We start from the raw sequence: 23,827 nt of genomic DNA, 5'->3' as shown, positions 1-23,827 counted from the left end.
TTCGGTTTGCCACAAATTTAGTAAAACCTTTATTAATAGAAGTTTTTATTTTTTATTTTGTTGCTCTTTTAATTTATCCTTGAAAAATGAACTGAAAACAGTCTGCATATTCGGGAAAGAAGAGTCTTCCCAATATTTAGTTGTGTAATTGCTGTTGTCTGTTTTGAATTTAACTTTTTCAATATCATTTTCATTTTTAAAGTCTAATTCTGTCGGATAAAAATTGGTGTATAGAACTAATTGATTATAATCCGGCTCACTTTTATGTTTAAGTTTAATAAATCCGATTTCGTTGAATTCCAATAAATCCCGCAATGTTTTTTTACTTGATTTTTCATAAGAAGCGTTGATAATACTTTTCATATCAAAAAATCTGTAACCGAATAATGCAAATTCCTTTTTCTGTAATGCTTCTCCTGTGATCTCGATCTGATCTTTCTGTTCACCCTTCAATTCCTTCAATACAGAATTTTTTTGTTTGTATTCTAAAATATTGCCAACTTCTTTCATATCCGGAATATCCAAAGTGGCATCATAATCCCACATCGCCGTTTGCTTTTTCTCAAACTTAACATCTTCCAATCTGTAAACACGGTATTGTTCGACATTTGTACTTTTCAGTTTCTTTGTTTTGTTGTCGAAAATATAAGTAACGATTCCGTCTGCGTAACAGTTCAGTTTGCTGTTTACAGTAACATACGTATTGAAGTTTCCTTTTATGAAAATGTATTTTGCGGGTTTATTGTTTTTAATAACAACTGTTTCGATATCTTTTACGCGGTCGTTAATTTTAATGACATCTTTATCAAAATCAGAATATGATAAAGTAGCAACCGGAAAGTTTTCATAGATCAACTGAAAATTTTCCTGATCTTGTTTTAATGATGATTTATCGATTTTACCGTCAATGTCTGAATAGGCTAAAATACTTCCATCTTTTCCGAAAACTGAAATTTTGGGTAAGGGTTTATTGGTTTTTTCTGAAATAAAGGTAATTGTTTGTGCATTGAAAAACTGTAAAGCAAAAACGAACAGGAATTGTAACAGATAATTTTTTTTCATAATTATATTTTTAAAGTTTTTACAATATTTAACTATAAGACAATTTAAAACTAGAAAAGGTTGCACGAATTAATAATAAATTTCAATAATCTGCATAAAAAAAGACTGATTATTTATTAATCAGTCTTTTATCATTTTATTTTGTTACAATTTCCTTAGAAAGGATATTCGTAAATCTCAGATTCGTGTAGGTAAGGGTTACCTGTAGGAATTAATTTAAGTTTAGATAATGCTGTAAGCACTGTAAACATAAATAATCCGATTACGAATAGAAGTGCTCCTAAGATTAAGATAAATACTTCAGGAGTTTTCCAGTATGGTCCAACCGTTCCCGGCATTACCATGTTGAAGTAATCTAAAATATGTCCTAAAATAACAACTATTGCCATTACCGTTACCACTTTGTAATTTCTCTTGATGCTGCTGCTTACTAATACCAATAGAGGTAATAAGAAGTTTACGATCAACATTGGTAAGAATGTAATTCCGTAGTGTTGGAATCTTCCGAAGAAGTAATTAACCTCTTCCGGAACGTTTGCATACCAATATAACATAAACTGAGCGAACCATGTATATGTCCAAAGCATACTTGTAGCGAAAAGGAATACTCCTAAATCATGCAAGTGATTATCATTAAACTGAGGAAGGAATCCATTTTTCTTAAGATATACACTCAGTAAGATAATTACTGCGATACCACTTGAAAGACAGCTAACCATTGAATACCAGATATACATTGTAGAATACCAGTGAGGGTCAATAGACATCAACCAGTCCCAAGCCCAAGCTGCAGAAGCAAATCCGAAGAATGCAATATATCCTACTGCCCATCTGTAAAGGAATTGATACTCAACCAAAGATTTTGTATCATCTACTTTTTTAGACTGAGCTTTCAGTTTCCATGCGAAGAATGATGCTCCGATTACGTAGATCAATGTTCTGATTGCATAGAAAGGAATATTAAGGAATCTTTTCTTTTCAAATAAGATCACATCAAAATGAGCAGAATTAGGATCTGTCAAGTCCGGATCCATCCAATGGAAAATATGACCCTGGTGGAAAATATTTAAAAGCATTAATATAACCAAGATGGCACCACCATAAGGAATATAAGAAGCAATTGCTTCCATTACCCTTGTAATGATAATTGGCCAACCTGCATGAGCAGCGTGCTGAATACAGTAGAAAAACAGTACCGCACAGCTTAGTCCAAAGAAAAATACAGCTACAAAATGTATTGCCGCCAAAGGCTGATTATGAACCTGCAAAGTTGCATGCTCCAAATGAGAAGCATGATCCTGAGGACCCACCATCTCACTTGAATGTGTAGGTGCATTATGACCGGAAGCATGAACAGCCTCCATCATTTCGCCTATTCTTTCACTAGTGATTCCTTTATTCATAAAGAAACCAATACCAAACAGAACTAAACCTACAACAAGAAGTATTAGAGAAGTTGATTTTAATTTTGGTGAAAAACTATACATTTCTTTTCTTATTTTTTAGTTTCAGTAGTAGTTTCAGGTTTTGCTTCAGTTGTAGCTGCCACCGCTGGTGCTGCCGCTCCTTTTTTGAAAGCACTCATCACATACATTGCAACTCTCCATCTGTCTCCAGCGTTTAGTTGTCCTGCATAAGATCCCATCGCATTTCTACCGTTTGTTAATACATAATGAACAGATCCTACAGTAATTTCTCTGTCAGCATAGTTTGGTACACCAGAGAAAGCTCCTGACTGAACGATTGGTCCCTGTCCGTCTCCTCCTGTTCCGTGACAAGCTGCACAAGTTCTGTCAAATAACATTTTTCCTCTTTCAATATCCTTAGCTGCATTAGCCGGATTTAAAGGAGAACCTGTCATTTTTTTTGAAGCATCGTAACCAGCATTGTATTCGTCTACATTTTTAGGAAGTAATCCTTCTTCAAAAACACCGTCTTTATTTTGAGCTACTGATCCTTCTACGGGAGAAAGACCTGTTGCAAAGCCATTTTTAACAAATGCAGGAATCTCATTTTCATGATCTGAATAAGCATCCTGAGCTTTCATTAACGGATCGTATGCCACAGGGAAATACATATCTGGGAAATATACTAAAGGTGCATTCTCTTTCGGTCCGCAAGAATTAAGTAAAATTGTTGTTAAACCTAAAACTGCTGTAATTCTTAATACATTCTTTTTCATTTTAAGCGTCTTTAACAGTTATTTCTTTTACTACCGTCTCACTATGAAGCTGTTTTACAGTTATTTCTTCAACTCCTGTTTCAATAAGCAACTGTTTTACAGATTCTACATCATCCGTTACAAATTCCATCATGAATTTATCATCTGTTGTTCTTGGATCCGGGTTTTGTGCAGGAGCTCCAGGATACATTTTGTTTCTTACTAAGAAAGTTAATGACATCATGTGAGCAGCGCAGAATACCATAAGCTCGAACATCGGAACTACGAATGCGGGCATATTGTGAGCCCAGTCAAAAGCAGGTTTACCACCAATATTTTGAGGCCAGTCATGATTCATCACATACCAAGTTACAGTAGCACCAATGGTAACACCATAAAGGGCATAGAGGAAAGCAGCATCAGAAATTCTAGTTTTCTTTAAACCTAAAGCTTTGTCTAGTCCGTGAACCGGAAACGGAGTGTAAACCTCGTTTATCGCGATTCCTTTATCGTTGAATGCTTTAACGCCGTTCATTAAATCGTCGTCGTCAGCATAAAGTCCGTATACAATTTTAGTGGTGCTCATCTCCTTCTTTTGCTTTATAAGTTTCACCTGAGATTTTCAGAATCGATTTTAATTCAGCCTGTGCAATTACAGGGAATGTTCTTGCGTATAATAAGAATAATACAGAGAAGAATCCGATAGTTCCTAAGTATACACCCACATCAATGATCGTTGGTTTAAACATCGTCCAAGATCCAGGTAAGTAGTCTCTAGAAAGGTTGATAACGATGATGTCAAAACGCTCAAACCACATACCGATGTTGATGATTAATGCAATGATAAATGTTGCAATGATATTTGTTCTTACTCTCTTGAACCAGAATAATGCAGGAACAATTAAGTTACATGTAATTAATGCCCAGAAAGCCCACCAGTAAGGTCCAACAGCAGCACCTGGAGAAAGATAAGTAAAGTCTTCAAATCTAGATCCTGAGTACCATCCGATGAAATATTCAGTTGCGTAAGCTACAGTTACCATACCACCAGTTAATACAATTACGATATTCATAATTTCGATATGATACATTGTAATGTAGTCTTCTAGGTGACAAACTTTTCTTGCGATTAACAATAGCGTCTGTACCATTGCAAATCCTGAGAAGATTGCTCCGGCAACGAAGTAAGGAGGATAGATCGTAGAGTGCCATCCTTTAATAACTGAAGTTGCGAAGTCAAAAGATACAGTTGTGTGTACCGAGAATACAAGTGGAGTTGCTAAACCTGCAAGAACCAAAGAAAGTTCTTCGAATCTTTGCCAGTGTTTTGCTTTACCACCCCAACCGAATGCTAGAAATGTATAAATTTTCTTAGTCCAAGGAGTTTTTGCTCTGTCTCTGATCATTGCAAAGTCAGGGATTAATCCCATAAACCAGAATACTGTTGATACAGAGAAATACGTAGAGATTGCAAATACGTCCCAAAGTAGAGGAGAGTTGAAGTTCCCCCAAAGAGAACCGAACTGGTTAGGAAGAGGAAATACCCAATATCCTACCCAAACTCTACCCATGTGAATTACAGGGAAGATTGCTGCCTGTACAACCGCAAAGATCGTCATCGCCTCTGCAGATCTGTTTACAGACATTCTCCAACGCTGTCTAAATAATAATAATACTGCGGAGATAAGTGTTCCGGCGTGACCGATACCTACCCACCATACGAAGTTGGTAATATCCCAACCCCAGTTAATAGTTCTGTTAAGCCCCCATGCTCCAATACCTGTCCCGATAGTGTAGGCGATACAGCCGAATCCGTATAGAAATAGAACTAAGGCTGCGTATAGCGATACCCACCATAATTTACCTGCTCTTTCTTCGATAGGTCGTGCAATATCTTCTGTGATATCGTGATAAGTTTTGTGACCAATAATCAGAGGTTCCCTTATCGGAGCTTCGTAATGTCCTGACATTTTTTACCTATTTATTATTTAAACTTTATTTTTCTACTCTGTTTCTTACTTTAGCGTGATAGAACACATTTGGTTTTGTTCCGATCTCTTCAAGTAAATAATATCTTCTGTTATCCGCATATTGCTTTCTAACTTCAGATTCCTTGTCATTCATGTCTCCAAACTTGATAGAACCTGTAGAACAAGCTTTTGAACAAGCTGTCTGGAATTCTCCGTCTTTCACAACTCTATTCTCTTTTTTAGCTTCAAGAATAGTCGTCTGAGTCATTTGGATACACATAGAACATTTCTCCATTACCCCTCTTGTTCTTACAACAACATCTGGGTTCAATACCATTCTTCCTAAATCATTATTTTGATTGAAATCAAATTTATCATTTAAGTTATAGGTAAACCAGTTGAAACGTCTTACTTTATAAGGACAGTTGTTTGCACAATATCTTGTACCGATACATCTGTTGTAAGCCATGTGGTTCTGTCCTTGCTTACTGTGTGAAGTAGCCGCTACTGGACATACAGTTTCACAAGGAGCGTGGTTACAGTGCTGACACATTACCGGTTGGAAGATCACATCTGGATTATCAGCCGGGTGGTTCAATGCACCTCCGTCTCCGAATGCAGTACCGTATAATTCTGGTACAGCCATTCCTTCTTTTAATCCTTCATAAACTTCCACTTTCTGTCTTGAAGAATAGTAACGGTCAATTCTTAACCAATACATATCTCTGGACATTCTGATCTCTTCTTTACCTACAACAGGAACGTTGTTTTCTGCCTGACAAGCAATAATACATGCTCCACAACCAGTACAAGAGTTCAAGTCGATAGACATATTGAAGTGAGGTCCATCAGTATCATCGAAAGCATCCCAAAGATCAATCTTTCTAGCAGGAAGTGCACCGCTTATTGTATGATATTCCAAAGGTTTGTTCCATCCTTCGTGTTCATCATCGAATGCTACGTTTAAGAACTGAGCTAAAGGAACTTCTTTTGCGATCTCATAACGTCCCATTAGGGTATTTTGAAGCTGGATACCTGCGAATTCGTGGTCTTCTCCTGTTTTTTCGATTTTAACATTAGAAACAACTAAGTTAGAACCGTCAAATAAAGGATAAGCATTTACACCTGTATCAGCTGTAGCTCCTGAGTTTTTCTTACCGTATCCAAGAGCAAGACCTACAGATCCTTCAGCTTGTCCCGGTTGTACGAATACAGGAACGTTTTCTATTTTAATTCCGTTTACAGTAAGGTTTACGATAGAACCATCCAACTGCATTCTTGCATTAAGATCGTTATCGATTTCGAACTTTTCTGCATCTTTCGGAGAAATTGTCAGGTAGTTATCCCAAGACATTCTCGTAATCGGATCCGGTAATTCTTGCAACCAAGGGTTGTTTGCCTGAGTACCGTCTCCCATTGCCGGAGTAGTATACAATACTAACTCTAATTCAGAAGCTTTGAAAGCTCCTAATTCAGCAACAGCCTGTGCACCGTTTCCTCCTGCATAAGACAACATAGTTGCATTGTTTGAAGGTACGAAGCCATTATATAAAGCTTTATTGAAAGATGTTGCTCCTAAAACAGAAGCAGCACTTGCTTTTAAATAATCGTAATAGTTGTTTGCAGCGTTGTTTTTACCATTTTTCCAAACCAATAAAGATTCTTCAATCTGTCTTGATTTGTAGATTTTCTGGATTGTTGGCTGCATTAATGAATATACACCTGTCTGAGGCTCAATATCACCCCAAGATTCTAGCCAGTTAGCTACAGGAATTACAGCTTTTGCTGCTTTGTACATTTCGTTTTTCTTATCAGCAACTGCGATTACATAAGGAACTTTAGTTAAAGATTTTTTAAACTCTTCTCCTTTATGATAAGAATAAATAGGATCTACATTGTTTGTAATTAATACACCAACCTGACCTGCATTTACCCATCCAAGGAATTCCTCGAATCTTGCTTTATCGAAATCTCTTAGGAAGTTTGCTTTACCAGTGAAAGCAACTGAACCTAATTTTTGGTTAATTAAGTGAGCTAAAACCTGAGCTCCTTTAGAACCATCAGCGAAAACAACAGCTTTGCTGCCTTTTGCCTGTAATTCTTTTACAATCTCAGCTGCCACTTTGTTTGCAGGAGCAGATCCTGTAACGATAGCATTGTAAACTTCAACCAAAGCTTTGTTTACATCACTTGGTTTTAGTCTGTATCTTGAGTCAGAGTTAGCACCCGTTAGAGACATGTTTGACTCCACTTGAATGTGTCTCAACATGTTTGGTCCCGGTTTTCTTGCTTCAGCATAAGAAGTTTCTAAACTTCCTGCATTGTAATCTCCTAAAATATCAGCTTGGAAAGAAACTACCAATTCAGTGCCTTTAAGGTCATAAACTGGCAACGCTCTTTGTCCGAAAACTTCCTGAGCTGCATCTAAAGCTGCTGCATAAGGAAAAGCGTCATAAGTTACTAATTCAGCGGTAGGATATTTTGCTTTAAATTCTCCGAATAACTTTTTGAAAGTAGGTGAAGCAAAAGAATGTGATAATAACACAATTTTTTTACCTGATGCGTTAGCTTCTTCCAATCCTTTGATAACAAAAGTATCGACTTTGTCAAAAGTATCATCCTTACCTTCAAACTTAGGCTGTTTTACTTTATCGTTATCATAAAGAGAAAGTACACTTGCCTGAGCTCTTGCGTTAGTTTTACCTAAATCACCCGCTGCCGGATTCGGTTCAATTTTAATAGGTCTTCCTTCTCTTGTTTTTACCAGAACACTGGCAAAATCGAATCCATCAAAATAAGTGGAAGCGTAGTAATTAGGAATTCCAGGAATAATATCATGAGGTTTTACTACGTAAGGAATCGTTTTTATTACCGGAGCTTCACAAGCAGCAAGAGTAACCGCTGCTGTAGAGAATCCTAGTAATTTTAAGAAATCTCTTCTTGAAGTTCCAGAACCGTTCTGTTCTGAATCTGCAAGGAAATCTTCTACCGGAATTTCTTCCTGGAACTCTTTTTGAGCCAGCTTATTGTTTAAAGCCGGGTCTTTAAGTTCGTGAATACTTCTAAATTGTATTTTGTTTGAAGCCATTTATACTTCTAATTTTTAGTTATTAATAATGACATTTACCACACTCAAGACCTCCAATAGCATCTACAGTAATCTTACCACCATCTTTAGGGTATTGTTTTTTCAACTTGTCATGTAGATTCTTGAAGTATTCTTTATTATAACCGTTGTTCATATCAACCTCAGTAGTTCTGTGACACTCGATACACCATCCCATTGTGAAGTCATTAGCCATCTGAACAACATTCATTGTATCAATTTTTCCGTGACAAGCTTTACATACAACATCAATTTTGTTGTTAGGATTCTTTTTGTTGAAAGAATTGATGATCGCTTGTTCACCTGCTACCACGTGCTGAGAGTGGTTAAAGTAAACGAAATCCGGCATGTTGTGGATTCTTGTCCATTCAACCGGCTGAGTTTTCCCTGTATACTGTTGTTTTTCAGGATCCCAACCTGTAGCTGCGTAGATCTTTTTGATCTCTCCGTCGTAGAATGCTTTGTCTTTTCCTGGCTCCATGTAATCGTTAGCACCGTACTCAGAAATAGTTCTGTGACAGTTCATACAAACGTTCATTGATGGAATTTCAGATACTTTTCCGTATTTAGCACTTGAGTGACAAAGTTGACAGTCAATCTTTTGTTCTCCAGCGTGAATTTTATGTGAAAAATAGATAGGCTGCTCTGGCTTGTATCCTTTGTAAACCCCGATCCACATGATCCAGTTCCAAATTCCGTACGTTGCCAAAAGCGCTAAGATTGCGATTAAACCTTTACCCACATAGTGGTACTTAGCATAGATTTCGCTGAAAGACTTAACTCTTGTTGCGTTAAGACCTGCTAAATCTTCAGATTGCCCTAATTTTACTAGTTGTCTTAATTTAATTAAGATCCAAACCAATAAAGCTGCAATCGCTAAAAGTGAAATAATTACTACACTTGTTGTAGTATTGTTTGCAGGAGCTGCTTGTGCTGCATCAGTTGCAGTAGCTGTTCCAGCGTCCTTTTTAGGCTCTTCAGGAGCCGGAGGATTAGTTGTAAAAGCTAAGATATCATCAATGTCCTTATCTGATAGATTAGGAAAGAGCTGCATCTCAGTCTTGTTGTACTTTTCAAAAATTTCATTGGCGTACTTGTCGCCGGAAGCTCTCAGTTCCTTGTTGTTTTTGATCCACTTGTGAAGCCAAGCTGTATCTACACCACCCTCTGTCTTTACTCGTTCTACAACACCTTTTAGTGGTGGTCCTACAACTTGTTTGTCTAGTGCGTGACATGCAGTACAATTCGCTTTGAAAAGTTTCTCACCATTCTTCGGATCGCCGTCTTGCCCGTAAATTGAAGCACTTGTTGATAGCAATAAGCCTATTGCGATCAACGTTTGTCTATAATGCTTTCTCCAACTAATCATTTAAATTATCTTATGTTAGTAAATATTGAACATTCAATCAATCCCGCAAAAATAATATTTTTAACAGGAATTTAACGGCTTATGGGAGGGGGATATGTCATTTCTGTTTAATTTGTAATTATTCTAAATAACTCTGTTTGGTATAATTTTTTAATTTGTATAAATTTGCGGAAACAAGTTTAAATGAGAAATTTGATTAAAATAATTTCGGTATTATCATTATTTGGGTTTTATACTGTTGAAGCCCAACAGGTTGTAAAAAAAGACACATTAAGCGGAACAGAATTGGTCATGACGATGGATTCTAAGGTAAATGCTGCCTTGGAAAGCGTTGAAGACAAATGCTCAAAAGTGGCAGTATCTACAACTTCAAGAGATATTGATGAAGATGGTGGATATTCTAAACCTGCAAAAATATATGTGCCGAGCAGAGAATTAACAAATGCGGAAATTTGCAGAAAAAATCCTAGAATTTTGGGATATAAAATTCAGATCACTACCGTTAAGAGTAATGAAGAGGCAAATGAAGTGAAAGCCTATTTCAGAAAAAGATTTCCAAACTTAAAGGTTGAAACGGATGCTTCTTTAAGACCGAATTACAAAATTTTAGCGGGAAGTTATTTCACCAAACAAAGTGCGGCATCTGATATTTCTAAAGTAAAAGAATACTTTAAATCGGCAATACCGGTACAATACCGAATTTTCTGTGCAGAGGCAAAATAAAATGTATCTGATATAAAAATAAAAAGCTGAGAAATTATTTTCTCAGCTTTTTTATGATTTAAATGATGGTATTTTTTAATAATATTGATTTAAAAACCAGAAAAATTCTGTCATTCTCAGATAATTATTTGTTGCTAAATAAATGAACATAATACAGAAAAGCACTGTTAAAAAAGAGATCATTTTTGGTGATTCTTTGTAAGAGTAAAAAAGCCATCCTAACAAAACGGGATATACAAAAACAAAGTGTCCGCCGTAGATATAAGAGGTATGCAGCCCGAATCTCATTATACAATGAATGATAATATCAAAGACAAATGAAATCATAATAACCTGCACCAATTTACTCTTGAAGTTTCTGAAATAACTCCAAAAAATCAAACCTAATAAAAGAGCAATAAAAATATAGGGAATCCATGATGAATAAACGTCCATAATAATACCTTTATAATCGTAACCCTTCATATTGTGTTTGTCACGGATAAGGAAATTGGAGAACAGAATATTTCCTCCAAAAAAGTAAGAAAGTATCATGTCCCAAGTCGGGGTTGAATTTACATTAGAGAATTTTTCGTACTGCTCACTGGTTTTATTGAAAATATTTTCATATTTAAAATCAATTCGATTCAGATATAATAAAACGAAGCAGATACACGTAAAAATAACTCTGAAAGCTGCATTACCAAGTTTCTTCCAATTTTTGAACAAATCTTTTTCAAAAGCTACTGGAATGAATGCTTTAACAATATTAGTTACTGTTAATCCACCAATTGTAATTCCAGCAAATGCCAATGCCAGCGCAGGGATTTTTTCTTCTTTCTTTAATTTTATCGCCGAATAATGATTGAATAAAGTAAGTAAAAATAGGGTATAGGTGAAATTTTCCGGAGTGAAGGAAAGTAAAATGGTGGTTGAAAATGATCCGAAAAATAAAATCAGTAAAATGCTTATCAGTAACGGAAGCTGAATGATATTTTTCAAATATTTGAATACCTGAAGCACACTTAAACTTACTACAATATTGCTGAACCAAGCCAACGCAAAACGGAAATTCCCGTCCATTTTTCCATCGGAGAAAAACAGCGCCAATTCTCTGATCCAATTGAAAAAATAATAGGAAAGGGGATGTCTTTCGAAACTTCCGCCGTTCATAACGATCGACTTATTATCAAAACTGAAATAAGCATCCCAGGGAATTCTGCCGTCGAAGATTATTTTGTAATGAATAGCAATATAAGATCCCAAATATCCGTAAACAACCAGAAAGAAAAGGAAAACGACCAATTCTATCCCCGTTGAAGGAAAGATAAGTTTGAAGAAATTGATAAATTTTGTTTTGAACTTTGACACTTGCTAAAAGTTTCTGCAAAAATAAAATAAAAACTCACCAATATTGATGAGTTTTATGATTGAATTTAATTCCTGTTACAATTAAGAGCTGCAGGAAAGCATTGAACATCCGGAAACGTCGTCATAGTCTGAAGGTCTTTTTGCTGAAAATTCAGGATAAATCGTATGGTACGGATTTTCTAATGCGTGCGTTAATTTATCCAGCATTTCGGTTTTTCCTTCGTTGATTTCTTCGATACACTGATACAGAAGATAATTTCTTAAGATAAATCTCGGATTTGTTTTGTGCATTATCTCTAAAGATTTTTCCTTTGAAATAATATTTTTTTCCAATCTCGATTGATATGATTTTATAAAATCCTGCAACCTTGATAATTTTTCTTCATTTAAAAAAGTATAAGAAACATTTTCAAACTGATCCCTTAAGTCTTTTTGATCATCATATTTTCCCAACTCATTAAAAAATAAAGTATAATCTAACTGTAAATCCTGCATTATGCTCTGCCAGCTCGTGAAGAATTTTTCATCACTCGTCAGCAGTTGGTCAAAACCGAATTTTCTGCAAAGCATTCTGTCATGAGATTCCCAGAAATAACTTCCGAAATCATTCAAAATATCTTCTAAAAATTTTTCATCTTTAATTATTGGATGAAGGGCATTTGCCAATTGCCAAAGATTCCATTGTGAAATCTGTCCCTGTTTTCCGAAAGCATATCTTCTTCCGGGAAGATCGGTTGTATTGGGGGTAAAATTTAAATCGTATTCATCCATCATCGAATAAGGTCCGTAATCGATTGTCAAACCAAGAATCGACATATTATCGGTATTCATTACACCGTGCACAAATCCTACTCTGTACCATTCAACCATCAAATCGGCTGTTTTTCTGCAGACATTTTCAAAAAAGTCTTTGTATTTCTGACTGCCTTCTGAAGTGATTTCTTTAAAATAATTTTCAATCGTAAAATCAACAAGTTCCTGTAATGTTTTATGCTCCTGTTGGGAAGATATCAATTCAAAATGACCAAAACGGAGAAAACTTTCTGCTGTTCTTACCACAACAGCTCCTTTTTCATATTGAGGATTTCCGCTGTACATGATATCTCTTACTACATCTTCTCCTGTGAAAGCTAAGCTCAGCGCTCTTGTTGTCGGAACGCCTAAATGGAACATGGCTTCGCTCATCAGATATTCGCGAACAGATGATCTTAAAACCGCTCTTCCGTCGGCATTTCTGGAATAAGGTGTTGCTCCGGCTCCTTTCCATTGAATTTCGTTTCTCTGCCCTGAATCATTAGTGATTTCTCCGGCAAGAATAGCTCTTCCATCACCTAATTGTCCTGCCCAGTTTCCAAACTGATGTCCGGCGTAGGCAGTTGAGTAGGTTTTAATGTTTTCTGGAAGATTGTTTCCTACTAAAAAATTCAGATCTTTTTCCTCAAATGTTCCAAGTCCGATTTCCTGTGAAAGTTTTTCATTAAATGCAATCAGTTTGGGATTGTCAAAACCCACAGGTGAAACGGTGGAAAATAAAACTTTCGGTGTATTTCTCTGCATGAGATTTCCTGAGAAGTCTCCGGGAAATATTTTTATAAAGGGTTGTGTTATTTTTTCAATATTCATAGATCAAAGGTATTAATTATAAAAGAAAAGACCTTCCAAATTATTGAAAGGTCTTGTGTATTTCTACAAGAGAAATTATTTATTATTGAAATCTATATCGTCGCTTGTGTTCAGATTGTCATTCACGTTATCTTCTTTTTTACCCGGAGTTTTGGTTCCGCCAGGATCTGCAGGTCTTGGATTTTTAATTTCATCGATTGTTTGTAATCCACCGTCATCACCATATCCTGAGCCTAAGCCTTTAAGGTTGGCACATCCGTCTTTCCATTCTGATGGTTTTACGAATTTGTCGCTTGGTAAAACGCCTAAGCTTTTATCTGCCCAGACTTTCTTCATGTAAATCGCCCAGATTGGTAAAGCCATTTTCGCACCCTGACCTTCTCCTGTCCCTAGGAAGTGGGTAGCTCTGTCTTCCCATCCAACCCATGCTCCGGTTGCCAGTTTTGGTACAATTCCCATAAACCAACCGTCTGAGTTATTCTGAGTAGTTCCTGTTTTACCGGCAATCTCTATTTCTTTTGAAATTCCTTTTCTTCCTAATTCTCCTGAAGCTGTACCGAATTGTGCCACGCCTTTCATCAATTCAATCATGGTGTAAGCGTATAGCGGGTTCATTACTTCTTTCGGTTCTACATTTACTTCTTTAATTACTCTACTGTTGGCGTCTTCAATTCTCCAGATCATTTCCGGTTTGTTGTAGTTACCGTAGTTGGCAAAAGTACTGTAAGCACCTACCATTTCGTAGATGGTAATATCTGATGAACCTAATGCCATCGGTAAACTTGTAGAAATATCTTCTGTTACTCCAAGATCTCTCGCTGTCTGGATGACACTTTGCGTTCCCGCCATTTCAGCAAGACGTAGTGCAACAGGGTTCTGAGAGTGTGCCAGTGCATCTTTTAAGGTAAGCATTCCGCCTCTTCCGGGAACGTGATAGGTTCCTTTGTTGAAACTTGCATTAGAAACTACAGAACAAGGTGTCATTCCCAATTTCATAATTGCTGTTGCATATACGAAAGGTTTAAATGTTGATCCAACCTGTCTTTTTCCTTGCTTGATGTGATCGTACTGGAAATGCTGCCAATCGATACCTCCAACCCAAGCTTTGATTTCGCCAGATCCCGGAGAAACTGACATTAATCCTGCCTGAGCAACTTTTTTATGCCATCTGATAGAATCCCAAGGGGACATTTCTACCTCTTCTTCTCCTGCCCATGTAAAACGAGATGTTTTTACCGGTTTTTTGAATTCCATCATAATAGAATCTTCAGAAACTCCGGCAGCTGCCAATTGCTTATAACGCCCCGTTCTTTTCATTGCCTGAAGCATGATGCTATTGATCTGTTTATCATTCACATAATAGAATGGCCAATTTTTTCTGCCTCTTTGCTCTGCGTCGAATCTCTTTTGAAGATCAGTTAAATGCTCTCTGATCGCATCCTCTGCATATTTTTGCATTCTGGAATCAAGCGTTACAAATATTTTTAAACCGTCTTTGTAAAGATTCAGCTTTTTGCCGTTTTCTTTTTCGTAATCACTAAGATATTGATCGATTTCCTTTTTTAGATAAAACTTGTAATATGCAGAATAATCGTCATTAATGCTTTTAACCGGATGATAATCTAAAGTAATTGCGGTCGCTATTGCTTTTTCGAAAGTTGCTTGATCGATATACCCTGTTTTCAACATCTGATCCAATACTACATCCCTTCTGGATTTTGCTCTCTCAGGGTTTCTCATCGGATTGTTTTTTACAGGATTTTCAAGCATGGCAACAAACATTGCTGCTTCCGGTAAGGTAAGCTCAGAAGTTTTTTTGTTGAAATAAATCTTCGAAGCCATTTCAATCCCGTTTGCATTGTATAAAAAGTCAAACTTGTTGAAGTATTGAGTGATGATTTCTTCTTTCGTGTATCTTTTTTCAAGACTTACAGCCACAACCCATTCTTTCAGCTTTTGGAAAACAGCTTTAAATTTGTTATCAGCTCTCTTTCCTGTAAAAAGAAGTTTTGCCAGCTGCTGAGTGATAGTAGAACCTCCACCACGTCCACCGCCAAAGGCAACAGCTCTGGCAACAGATTGCAAATCGATTCCGGAGTGTTCTTTGAAACGTTCATCTTCTTTAGCCTGCAATGCATAAATTAAAAAAGGAGGAAGATCCTTATAGATAATAGGCTGCGTTTTTTCTTTCTCAAACTTACCCAACAGCACGCCGTCTGAAGAATAAATTTCTGAAGCCACATAAATATCCGGGCTTTCAAGTTCTTTTACATCCGGCATTTCCCCAAGAAAACCTTGGGAAACGGCAAAGAAAAGTCCTGAAATTCCTAAAACTACAGCAATAAATCCGATCCAGATCAATTTAACCCATCTTTTCCAAGCGGTATTTTTCTTTTTTGGAGGAAGAGGAAATGTTTTCCCTTTGTTTCCTGTATTTTGTCTGTTTTCTTCCATTAATAATTACGGTTTAGCCGTTTCTATTTTTACTCCAATGTCTTCGATCCCCGGAAGATTGTCGTTTCTCATTGCCTGAGAAATTCCGATTTCATACTTCCCTTTTGTCGGAAACTGATAGTTCAGTTTATACTGAAATAAAGTCTCCTTCGTGTCGCCAAATCCTGTGCCCAGCCATTCTCCGTTAGGTTTTGCCAATACATAATTTAACGTATCGGTTTGCTTTTTCTTACTTTGAAGGTCGGTAAAATTCACGATAAACCTCACATTACTGTAAGGATAATCGTTGTTATTTCTTACAACAAATATAATATTTTTAGGATTTTTAGGATCCGAAATTTCAAGATTAAATTTTTGTTCACTTTTCTTATTCCATTTACTGTTAACAGAATTCATGATGGTTTCTCCTTCCGAGGAAGAATTACAGCTAAAGAAAAGGATAAATGTAAATAATCCTAAAATTTTACGCATTGTTGTCTTTTTTTGGAGGGTATTTCTTTTTAAATTTCTTCTTTTGTGGAGCCTGTTGAGGCTTGTTTTCTGTGTCAGAAGCGGGCGCAGTATTTACTTTTTCCAACTGAGCTTTTGGCTGTTGAGGCTTTTGGGGTCTCGGTTGGTTATTGTTAGAATTTGCGTTAGGGTTCTGTTGTCTTTCCTGCTTCTGAGGTCTTTCAGATCTGTCTGTTCTCTCAGGACGGTCTTGTCTTTCAGGTCTGTTGTTTGGTCTTTTTTGACCTTGTGACTGCCCCTGACCTTGATTTTGACTGTTAGAATTATTGTTTGGTCTGTTCTGATTTCTGTTTTTGTTGTTCTGGTTTCGGTTTTTCTTTTCGAAACGGTCTACACTGTTTTCCTGAATCAAATCAATCGTTGCCAAAGGAGTATCCGGCTGCTTCAACTCTTCTAAAGGAAGTGTTCTTTCGCCTTTTTTGTTTTTGGCAATTAATTTTTTAACCAAATCAATATCGAAATCGTACCAAGCCATTGAGCTATCTACATATGCAAACCACATTTTCTTTTTGAAAACATCGATTTTAATGCAGAATGCTCTTCCTTTTTCCGTGTCCAAAATGGTAGAAGAAGAAGGGAAGTTGCTTAGTGCATCAAGGTAGCTGTCTAATTCATAATTAAGACAACATTTCAGTTTTCCGCACTGCCCAGCCAATTTTTGAGGATTAATACTCAATTGCTGGTATCTGGCTACGTTGGTATTTACAGATCTAAAATCCGTTAACCATGTCGAGCAACAAAGTTCTCTACCGCAAGATCCTATTCCGCCAACTTTTGCAGCTTCCTGTCTGAAACCGATCTGTTTCATATCGATTTTAGTTCTGAAAGTAGATGCGTAATCTTTAATTAACTGTCTGAAATCTATTCGGTTATCTGCCGTATAGTAGAATGTGACTTTAGAAGCATCCCCCTGATATTCAACATCGGTGATCTTCATTTCAAGACCAATTCTGTGTGCTATTTTTCGGGCTTCTATTTTTACGCTGTCTTCTTTTTTTCTTACTTCCTGCCAGACTTCAATATCCTTCTGATTGGCCTGTCTGTATATTTTAAGGGCTAATTCTTCGGAAGATCTTTTCTTCTTCATCTGGATTTTTACCAATTCGCCGGTGAGACTTACCACACCTACATCGTGTCCGGAATTCGATTCTACTGTTACTACACTACCTATATGTAAAGGGATATTATTTACATTTTTATAAAACGATTTTCTGTCATTTTTAAATCTAACTTCCACAAAATCGCATCTGTTCTGTGCGGGATTGTTGATGTTAGAAAGCCAGTCAAAAACACTTAATTTATAACTATTACCACAGGTATTTACATTTTCACAGCCATTCGCGGTTTTCTTGGGACCGCAAGAATGTGCAGAATCGCCGGATGTTTTACATCCACAACTCATATATAATATATTTAATTTGCAAATTTATGATTTTTATCTTTATCAGGTCTAAAATAATCAAATATTAAGAAACATCAATGTTTAATGTTAAACAAATAATCTTATTATAGATATTGTATTTATTAATCTTCTCATAACGATGTGTTTAACTCGCCTTTTGGTGAAAGTATTATTTCAAACATAGTTTTCTTTCCTTATAATGTTTAAAAATTTATGATTTATTAACAGGTATAGCCAAAATAATTTTATATTTGGGTTATATAATAATAGTCTATGAAAAAAATATTAGTATCAACTGCATTATTGGCAGGTGTTCTATCTTACGCAGGTGGCTTCAGGGTTTCTCTGCAAGGGGTAAAACAATTGGCAATGGCACATACAAGTGCGCATGCTGAAGATGCAAGTGTGGCATTCTTTAACCCTGCAGGTATGTCATTCATTCCTTCAAAATTGAGTATTGTTGCGGGTGGATTCGGAGCAAGTAATAAAGTTACTTTCCAAAATACGAACACTTTGCAGAGTACCTCTACTGATAACCCAATGGGTACGCCTCTTTATGCTGCGATTGCCTACAGACCGATAGATAAATTATCAGTCGGATTCAGTTTTTCAACACCTTTCGGAAGTACGATCGAATGGCCAAGTGACTGGGAAGGAAAAGAAATGGTACAAAAGCTTGAGCTTAAAAGTTTCTACTTCCAGCCGATGGTTTCTGTGAAAATGGCAGATTGGTTATCTTTCGGGGCGAGCTATATTTATGTAAAAGGACAGGTAAACTGGGATAAAGCTGTTACGCAATTCGGCGGATCGGTTAATCTTAAAGATGAAAAAGCAAGTGGACATGGGTACGGTTTCGGTTTCTATTTCAGACCGGATCCTAAATTGGATGTAAGTATTGCTTACCGCTCACCGGTTGATGTAAAGGCTAAAAAAGGAGTGGCTACATTCCAGTTTCCGAAGGCGTCTATTTATCCTTTGTTAGGGTTAGATGGTACGGGGAAAGACAGTTTTACGGCAACTTTACCTTTAGTTGAAGAATATACTATAGGTTTAACTTATAAATTTACTCCAAAATGGTTGGTTTCTGCAGATTTCAACTATCACGGTTGGTCTAGATATACGCAGCTGACATTAGATTTTGCTCACGCTCCTGTAGGAAATCAAACCGATCCCACAATTTCTGTTTCTCCTAAAAATTTCAGAAACTCTAAAACATTCCGATTGGGAACTCAATATGCATTTACCAATATGATCTACGGACGTTTAGGTGCATATTATGATGAATCTCCTTATTCTGATGATAATTTTATTCCGGAAACACCTTCATTCAATACGTATGTTGTAACGGGTGGAGTTGGATTTAAATTAAAACAATTCGGAGTTGATGTTGCGGGAGGTTACGCAATGCCTCAGGCGAGAACTGTGAGCAATAAAAATTTAGGTTTTTACGGACAGGCTAAAGCTACGGCATTCTATCTAGGTTTAGGTTTATCTTATAATCCTTTTTAATTGAAAGACTATGAAAAAAATTATAATTTCTACATTCGCTATTTCCGCATTGCTTTTTACAACAAGCTGCGAGGATGATTTTGATAATGATGTAAATGATGTTGTTGTAACCAAAGGCGAAGCCGATTTTTCTAAATATATTTCTTTAGGAAACTCTTTAACTTCAGGTTATAGAGATGCTGCTCTTTACAGATCAGGTCAGAATGAGTCTTACCCAAGCATGATTGCAATGCAGATGAAGCTTGCAGGTGGCGGTGAGTTTAAACAACCATTAATGCCTAACGATACAGGAGGTTTTACAAATTTATTTAACCCTACTACAGGAGACTTTGCAGGAAAATATACTTTAACTGTTGTTAATGGAGCATTATCTCCCGGACCTACTGCTCCGGGTGCTGCTTTAGACAATGTTACATCCGCTGGTCCTTATCAGAATATGGGAGTTCCAGGTGCAAAAGTTGCACATTTATTAGCTCCGGGTTATGGAAGTCAGGCAGGTTTGCTTACTGGAACTGCTAATCCATATTTTGTGAGGTTCGCTACTTCTGCTACAACTTCAGTCTTAGGAGATGCTTTATCTCAAAATCCAACATTTGTATCTTTATGGATAGGAAATAATGATGTATTAGGATATGCTACTTCAGGTGGAGATGGATCGAACCCAATTACTCCTGTCGATGGGGCTGTTGGAGTTGGTTTTACCAATACCTATACTGCACTTGTAGGGTTATTATTTCCAGCCGGAACCACAAGAAAAGGCGTTATTGCAAATATCCCTAATGTAACAAGTGTTCCTTACTTTACAAGAGTTCCTGCAATGCCTCTTACGAATCTTACCGATACACAAGTAGCTCAACTGAATACAGCGTATGCAACATATAATGCGGGTTTGCTTAATGCAAAAAATTTAGGAGCAATTAATGACGCAGAATATCAAAGAAGATTAATTAAATTTACTGCAGGAGCGGTAGCCAATGGAGCTGTGATTGTTGATAAAGATTTAACTGGAGCGGGTGCACTTCCAAAATACAGACAGACAACTGCAAAGGATTTTATCTTATTACCGGCAAGTAGAGTTCTTACTCCACAAGCGGGAGGTGGTACATCTGTACCGCTTGAAGATAAATTGGTATTGACTGAGTTAGAAGCTGCAAAAGTTACAACAGCAACAGCGGCATTTAATACAGCTATAAAAAGTGTTGCCACTGCCAAAAATCTTGCTTTTGTTGATGCTAATGCTAAAATGGAGGAGCTTAATTCTAAATCAGGAATCACTTGGGACGGCGTAAAATATACAGCAACTTTTGTAAGCGGTGGTGCTTTCTCACTTGATGGAGTTCACCTTACAGGTAGAGGATATGCTATTATTGCAAATGAGTTTATCAAGTCAATTAATGATAAGTATAAATCCACATTGCCACAGGTAAATCCTAACAATTATTCCGGAGTAACGTTCCCATAATAATTGAAAAATAAAAACTTAGAAACCACAGGATAGATTCTTGTGGTTTTTTTTTAAATTTGCAAAATCTTTTAAAAAGTAAAAATGGCCGAGCAACAAAGTTATCTATTTTCAACAAGAACTAGTAAGGAGCTAGCAGAAAAAATTGCCCACTATTATGGGAAAGAATTAGGAAAAATCAACTTTCAAACATTCAGTGACGGAGAATTTGAACCTGTTTTGGATGAGTCTGTAAGAGGAGGAAGAGTTTTTTTAATCGCATCTACATTCCCTCCGGCAGACAATTTATTAGAACTTCTTTTAATAATTGATGCTGCTAAAAGGGCTTCTGCTAAAAGCATTACAGTGGTACTTCCATACTTCGGGCTTGCAAGACAAGACAGAAAAGATAAACCAAGAGCGCCAATCGGTGCAAAATTGGTAGCAAATCTTCTGACTGCTGCGGGAGCAACAAGAGTGATGACAATGGATCTTCACGCAGACCAAATTCAGGGATTCTTTGAAATTCCTGTTGATCATTTGTATGCTTCAACAATATTTGTGGATTACATCAGAGATTTAAATCTTGAAAATCTTACGATTGCTTCTCCGGACATGGGAGGTGCAAAAAGAGCGAAAAACTATGCAGGTCACCTTGGTGCTGATGTGGTAATTGCTTACAAAGAAAGAAAGAAAGCAAATGTTGTAGAAGAAATGTTCCTTATCGGAGATGTAGTAGGAAAAAATGTTATCCTTATCGATGACATGATTGATACGGCAGGTACACTTTGCAAAGCAGCAGATATTCTTATGGAAAAAGGAGCAAAATCTGTAAGAGCAATGGCAACTCACGGAGTACTTTCCGGGAAAGCTTACGATAATATTGAGAACTCAAAATTATTGGAAGTTATTGTAACTGACTCAATTCCTGTGAAAAATAATTTGTCGTCTAAAATAAAAGTGCTATCTTGCGCCCCATTATTTGCAGATGTTATGAAGATGGTTCATGAGCATCAATCAATTAGCAGTAAGTTTGTTATCTAATTGATTTTTACTAATTTGCAAATCAAATTAAAACAATTTTTTAAATTTTTATAAATGAAATCTATTACAATTCAAGGTACAAAAAGAGAAAGCGTGGGCAAAAAGTCGACAAAAGCTTTACGTGATGCTGAATTAGTTCCTTGTGTTGTTTACGGAGGTGGCGAGCCATTGAACTTCTCTGCAGAAGAGAGAGCTTTCAAAGGTTTGGTATATACTCCTGAAGCACACACGGTATCTATTGAAGTTGACGGACAGGTAATTCCTGCTGTTCTTCAAGATATTCAGTTTCACCCAATTACAGACAAAATTATTCACGCAGACTTCTACAGATTATCTGATGATAAGCCGGTAGTTATGGAAGTTCCTGTAAGAATCACTGGTCGTTCTAAAGGTGTTGTAGCTGGTGGTGTTTTACGTCAGTCTTTCAGAAAATTGAAAGTAAAAGCTATCCCTGCAAACTTGCCAGACGAGATTGTTGTAGATATTACTCCACTTAAAATTGGTAACAAACTTTATGTTGGAGCAATCAAAACTGAAGGATATTCTTTCGTACATCCAGACAATGCAGTTGTAGTAGCTGTTAAAATGTCTAGAAATGCAGCGAAAGGTGGTGCAGCTCAAGATGATGATGAGGAAGAAGAAGTTGCAACTGAAGGAGAAGCTCCTGCAACTGAGGAAGCAGCAGCAGAATAAGAACTACTTATTTGAAAATATGAAACCTGTCAATTTTTTGACAGGTTTTTTGTTTTTAGATTACATCTATTATGGTTGTAAGCATTAATTGCTTTCAGAAAAAAGCCGTAAATTTGAAGTGTTCTAAATAAGAACGTTTTAATTTAAAATTGTAATAAATGTTTGACATTCAGGAAATAAGAAGTCAGTTTTCTATATTAGATCAGAAGGTGAACGGTAAACCGTTGGTTTATCTCGACAATGCGGCGACATCACAAAAACCAAACTCAGTGTTAGAAGTTTGGAACAAATATTATACAGAGCTTAACGCAAACGTACACAGAGGAATTCATACATTAAGTCAGTTGGCAACAGAAGAAATGGAACTTTCTAGAAGAAAAATCCAGAAATTCATTAATGCTGAACATGATTTTGAAGTAATTTTTACCAAAGGAACTACCGAAGGATTGAACCTCATCGCTTATATTTTGACTCAAAAATTAAAAAAAGACGATGAAATTATCATTTCTTATCTTGAGCATCATTCAAATATTGTTCCCTGGCAGATGCTTTGTGAAAGAACCGGAGCAAAATTAAGAGTTATCCCGATTGATGAAAACGGAATTCTTCAGTTGGATAAGTTTGATGAATTTTTAAGCGAAAAAACAAAGGTTGTTTCTGTTAATCAGGTTTCAAACGCATTGGGAATAGTAAATCCTATTGAAGAAATTATTGCAAAAACAAGAAAAAACACCGATGCTTACATTGTGATTGATGGTGCACAATCTGCACCTCATTTTACAATCGATGTTCAGAAAATGGATTGTGATTTCTTTGTTTTCTCAGGACATAAAATGTACGCACCGATGGGAACCGGTATTTTATATGGAAAACAAGCTATTCTTGAAGATTTACCACCGTTTCACGGAGGAGGAGAGATGATTGCAACTTGTTCTTTCGACGGAACAACGTACGCTGGTCTCCCTTTTAAATATGAAGCAGGAACGCCGAATGTTGGAGGTAATATTGCGTTAGGTGCGGCTGTTGATTTTATTCAGAAAGTAGGCCAGTCAACAATTCAGAATCATGAAAATGCTTTATTGGAATATGCCCAAAGACATTTGCTAGAGCTCGACGGAATAAAAATTTATGGTGAAAAAGCCAACAGAACCGGGGTTGTTTCTTTCAATTTAGAAGGAATAGGAATCGCTTCGGATGTTGGGATGATTCTTGATAAATTGGGAATTGCCGTAAGAACGGGACATCATTGTACACAGCCAATTATGGATTTCTTTAATATTGCAGGAACGGTGAGAGCGAGTTTTGCAGTATATAATACGTTTGAGGAAATTGATATTTTAGTAGAAGGCGTGAAAAAAGCTCAGAAAATGCTCAGCTAATTTTAGATAAAATATAGTTTAAAAAATAACC

The 23,827-nt window shown here is 36.5% G+C and carries 18 protein-coding genes; 6 read left to right on the top strand and 12 right to left on the bottom strand.

The genetic code is table 11. The features are described from left to right. Positions 1 to 45: 45 nt before the first annotated feature. From ASG22_RS13460 to ASG22_RS13430, 7 genes are all read right to left on the bottom strand, one after another. Positions 46 to 1,062 carry a hypothetical protein gene (locus tag ASG22_RS13460; RefSeq protein WP_055985473.1) on the bottom strand — a complete coding sequence of 339 codons (1,017 nt, stop codon included), beginning with the start codon at positions 1,060 to 1,062 and terminating at the stop codon, positions 46 to 48. A 155-nt stretch (positions 1,063 to 1,217) separates the two neighbouring features. Further along, positions 1,218 to 2,549, bottom strand: a complete 1,332-nt coding sequence (locus tag ASG22_RS13455) for a hypothetical protein (protein WP_055985470.1) — start codon at positions 2,547 to 2,549, stop codon at positions 1,218 to 1,220. Positions 2,550 to 2,557: 8 nt separating this feature from the next. Next, on the bottom strand, positions 2,558 to 3,244 hold the full coding sequence (locus ASG22_RS13450) for a c-type cytochrome (protein ID WP_055985467.1): 687 nt from the start codon (positions 3,242 to 3,244) through the stop codon (positions 2,558 to 2,560). 1 nt (position 3,245) lies between these two features. Then, positions 3,246 to 3,809 (bottom strand): DUF3341 domain-containing protein, encoded by a 564-nt coding sequence (locus ASG22_RS13445; RefSeq protein ID WP_055985465.1) that lies wholly within the window; start codon positions 3,807 to 3,809, stop codon positions 3,246 to 3,248. Further along, positions 3,796 to 5,193: an NrfD/PsrC family molybdoenzyme membrane anchor subunit gene (gene nrfD, locus ASG22_RS13440; protein WP_055985463.1), complete on the bottom strand. Its 1,398-nt coding sequence runs from the start codon at positions 5,191 to 5,193 to the stop codon at positions 3,796 to 3,798. Before nrfD ends, ASG22_RS13445 begins: the two co-directional genes overlap by 14 nt. A gap of 25 nt (positions 5,194 to 5,218) precedes the next feature. After that, entirely contained in the window at positions 5,219 to 8,281 is a 3,063-nt protein-coding gene (locus ASG22_RS13435) for a TAT-variant-translocated molybdopterin oxidoreductase (protein WP_055985461.1), read from the bottom strand. 22 nt (positions 8,282 to 8,303) lie between these two features. Beyond that, positions 8,304 to 9,668, bottom strand: coding sequence for a c-type cytochrome (locus tag ASG22_RS13430; protein WP_055985459.1), 1,365 nt, complete (start codon positions 9,666 to 9,668; stop codon positions 8,304 to 8,306). Between the two features lie 183 nt (positions 9,669 to 9,851). Here ASG22_RS13430 and ASG22_RS13425 point away from each other — a divergent pair, with 183 nt between their 5' ends. Continuing rightward, positions 9,852 to 10,391 carry an SPOR domain-containing protein gene (locus tag ASG22_RS13425; RefSeq protein ID WP_055985456.1) on the top strand — a complete coding sequence of 180 codons (540 nt, stop codon included), beginning with the start codon at positions 9,852 to 9,854 and terminating at the stop codon, positions 10,389 to 10,391. A 75-nt stretch (positions 10,392 to 10,466) separates the two neighbouring features. Here ASG22_RS13425 and ASG22_RS13420 read toward each other — a convergent pair whose 3' ends face one another. The 5 genes from ASG22_RS13420 to ASG22_RS13400 form a co-directional block, all read right to left on the bottom strand. Then, on the bottom strand, positions 10,467 to 11,741 hold the full coding sequence (locus ASG22_RS13420; RefSeq protein WP_055985453.1) for a DUF6080 domain-containing protein: 1,275 nt from the start codon (positions 11,739 to 11,741) through the stop codon (positions 10,467 to 10,469). Between the two features lie 81 nt (positions 11,742 to 11,822). Then, positions 11,823 to 13,364 (bottom strand): protein adenylyltransferase SelO, encoded by a 1,542-nt coding sequence (locus ASG22_RS13415; RefSeq protein ID WP_055985450.1) that lies wholly within the window; start codon positions 13,362 to 13,364, stop codon positions 11,823 to 11,825. Between the two features lie 75 nt (positions 13,365 to 13,439). Beyond that, positions 13,440 to 15,818, bottom strand: coding sequence for a transglycosylase domain-containing protein (locus ASG22_RS13410; RefSeq protein ID WP_055985447.1), 2,379 nt, complete (start codon positions 15,816 to 15,818; stop codon positions 13,440 to 13,442). Between the two features lie 6 nt (positions 15,819 to 15,824). Continuing rightward, positions 15,825 to 16,289 carry a gliding motility lipoprotein GldH gene (locus ASG22_RS13405; protein WP_055985444.1) on the bottom strand — a complete coding sequence of 155 codons (465 nt, stop codon included), beginning with the start codon at positions 16,287 to 16,289 and terminating at the stop codon, positions 15,825 to 15,827. Beyond that, positions 16,282 to 17,730, bottom strand: coding sequence for a stage 0 sporulation family protein (locus ASG22_RS13400; protein WP_055985442.1), 1,449 nt, complete (start codon positions 17,728 to 17,730; stop codon positions 16,282 to 16,284). Before ASG22_RS13400 ends, ASG22_RS13405 begins: the two co-directional genes overlap by 8 nt. 273 nt (positions 17,731 to 18,003) lie before the next feature. Between ASG22_RS13400 and ASG22_RS13395 the strand changes: the two genes are divergently transcribed. The 5 genes from ASG22_RS13395 to ASG22_RS13375 all read left to right on the top strand — a co-directional run bounded on the left by ASG22_RS13395 (position 18,004) and on the right by ASG22_RS13375 (position 23,796). After that, entirely contained in the window at positions 18,004 to 19,239 is a 1,236-nt protein-coding gene (locus tag ASG22_RS13395) for an OmpP1/FadL family transporter (protein ID WP_055985438.1), read from the top strand. Positions 19,240 to 19,249: 10 nt separating this feature from the next. After that, entirely contained in the window at positions 19,250 to 20,701 is a 1,452-nt protein-coding gene (locus ASG22_RS13390) for a G-D-S-L family lipolytic protein (protein WP_055985435.1), read from the top strand. An 84-nt stretch (positions 20,702 to 20,785) separates the two neighbouring features. Further along, positions 20,786 to 21,724, top strand: a complete 939-nt coding sequence (locus ASG22_RS13385) for a ribose-phosphate pyrophosphokinase (RefSeq protein WP_055985432.1) — start codon at positions 20,786 to 20,788, stop codon at positions 21,722 to 21,724. Positions 21,725 to 21,778: 54 nt separating this feature from the next. Continuing rightward, positions 21,779 to 22,417, top strand: a complete 639-nt coding sequence (locus tag ASG22_RS13380) for a 50S ribosomal protein L25/general stress protein Ctc (RefSeq protein WP_055985429.1) — start codon at positions 21,779 to 21,781, stop codon at positions 22,415 to 22,417. A 158-nt stretch (positions 22,418 to 22,575) separates the two neighbouring features. After that, positions 22,576 to 23,796 (top strand): aminotransferase class V-fold PLP-dependent enzyme, encoded by a 1,221-nt coding sequence (locus ASG22_RS13375; RefSeq protein WP_055985426.1) that lies wholly within the window; start codon positions 22,576 to 22,578, stop codon positions 23,794 to 23,796. Positions 23,797 to 23,827: the final 31 nt, after the last annotated feature.

The sequence above is a fragment of the Chryseobacterium sp. Leaf405 genome, from assembly GCF_001425355.1.
Taxonomy (GTDB): Bacteria; Bacteroidota; Bacteroidia; order Flavobacteriales; family Weeksellaceae; genus Chryseobacterium.
This window is presented reverse-complemented; position numbering and strand designations above follow the sequence as displayed.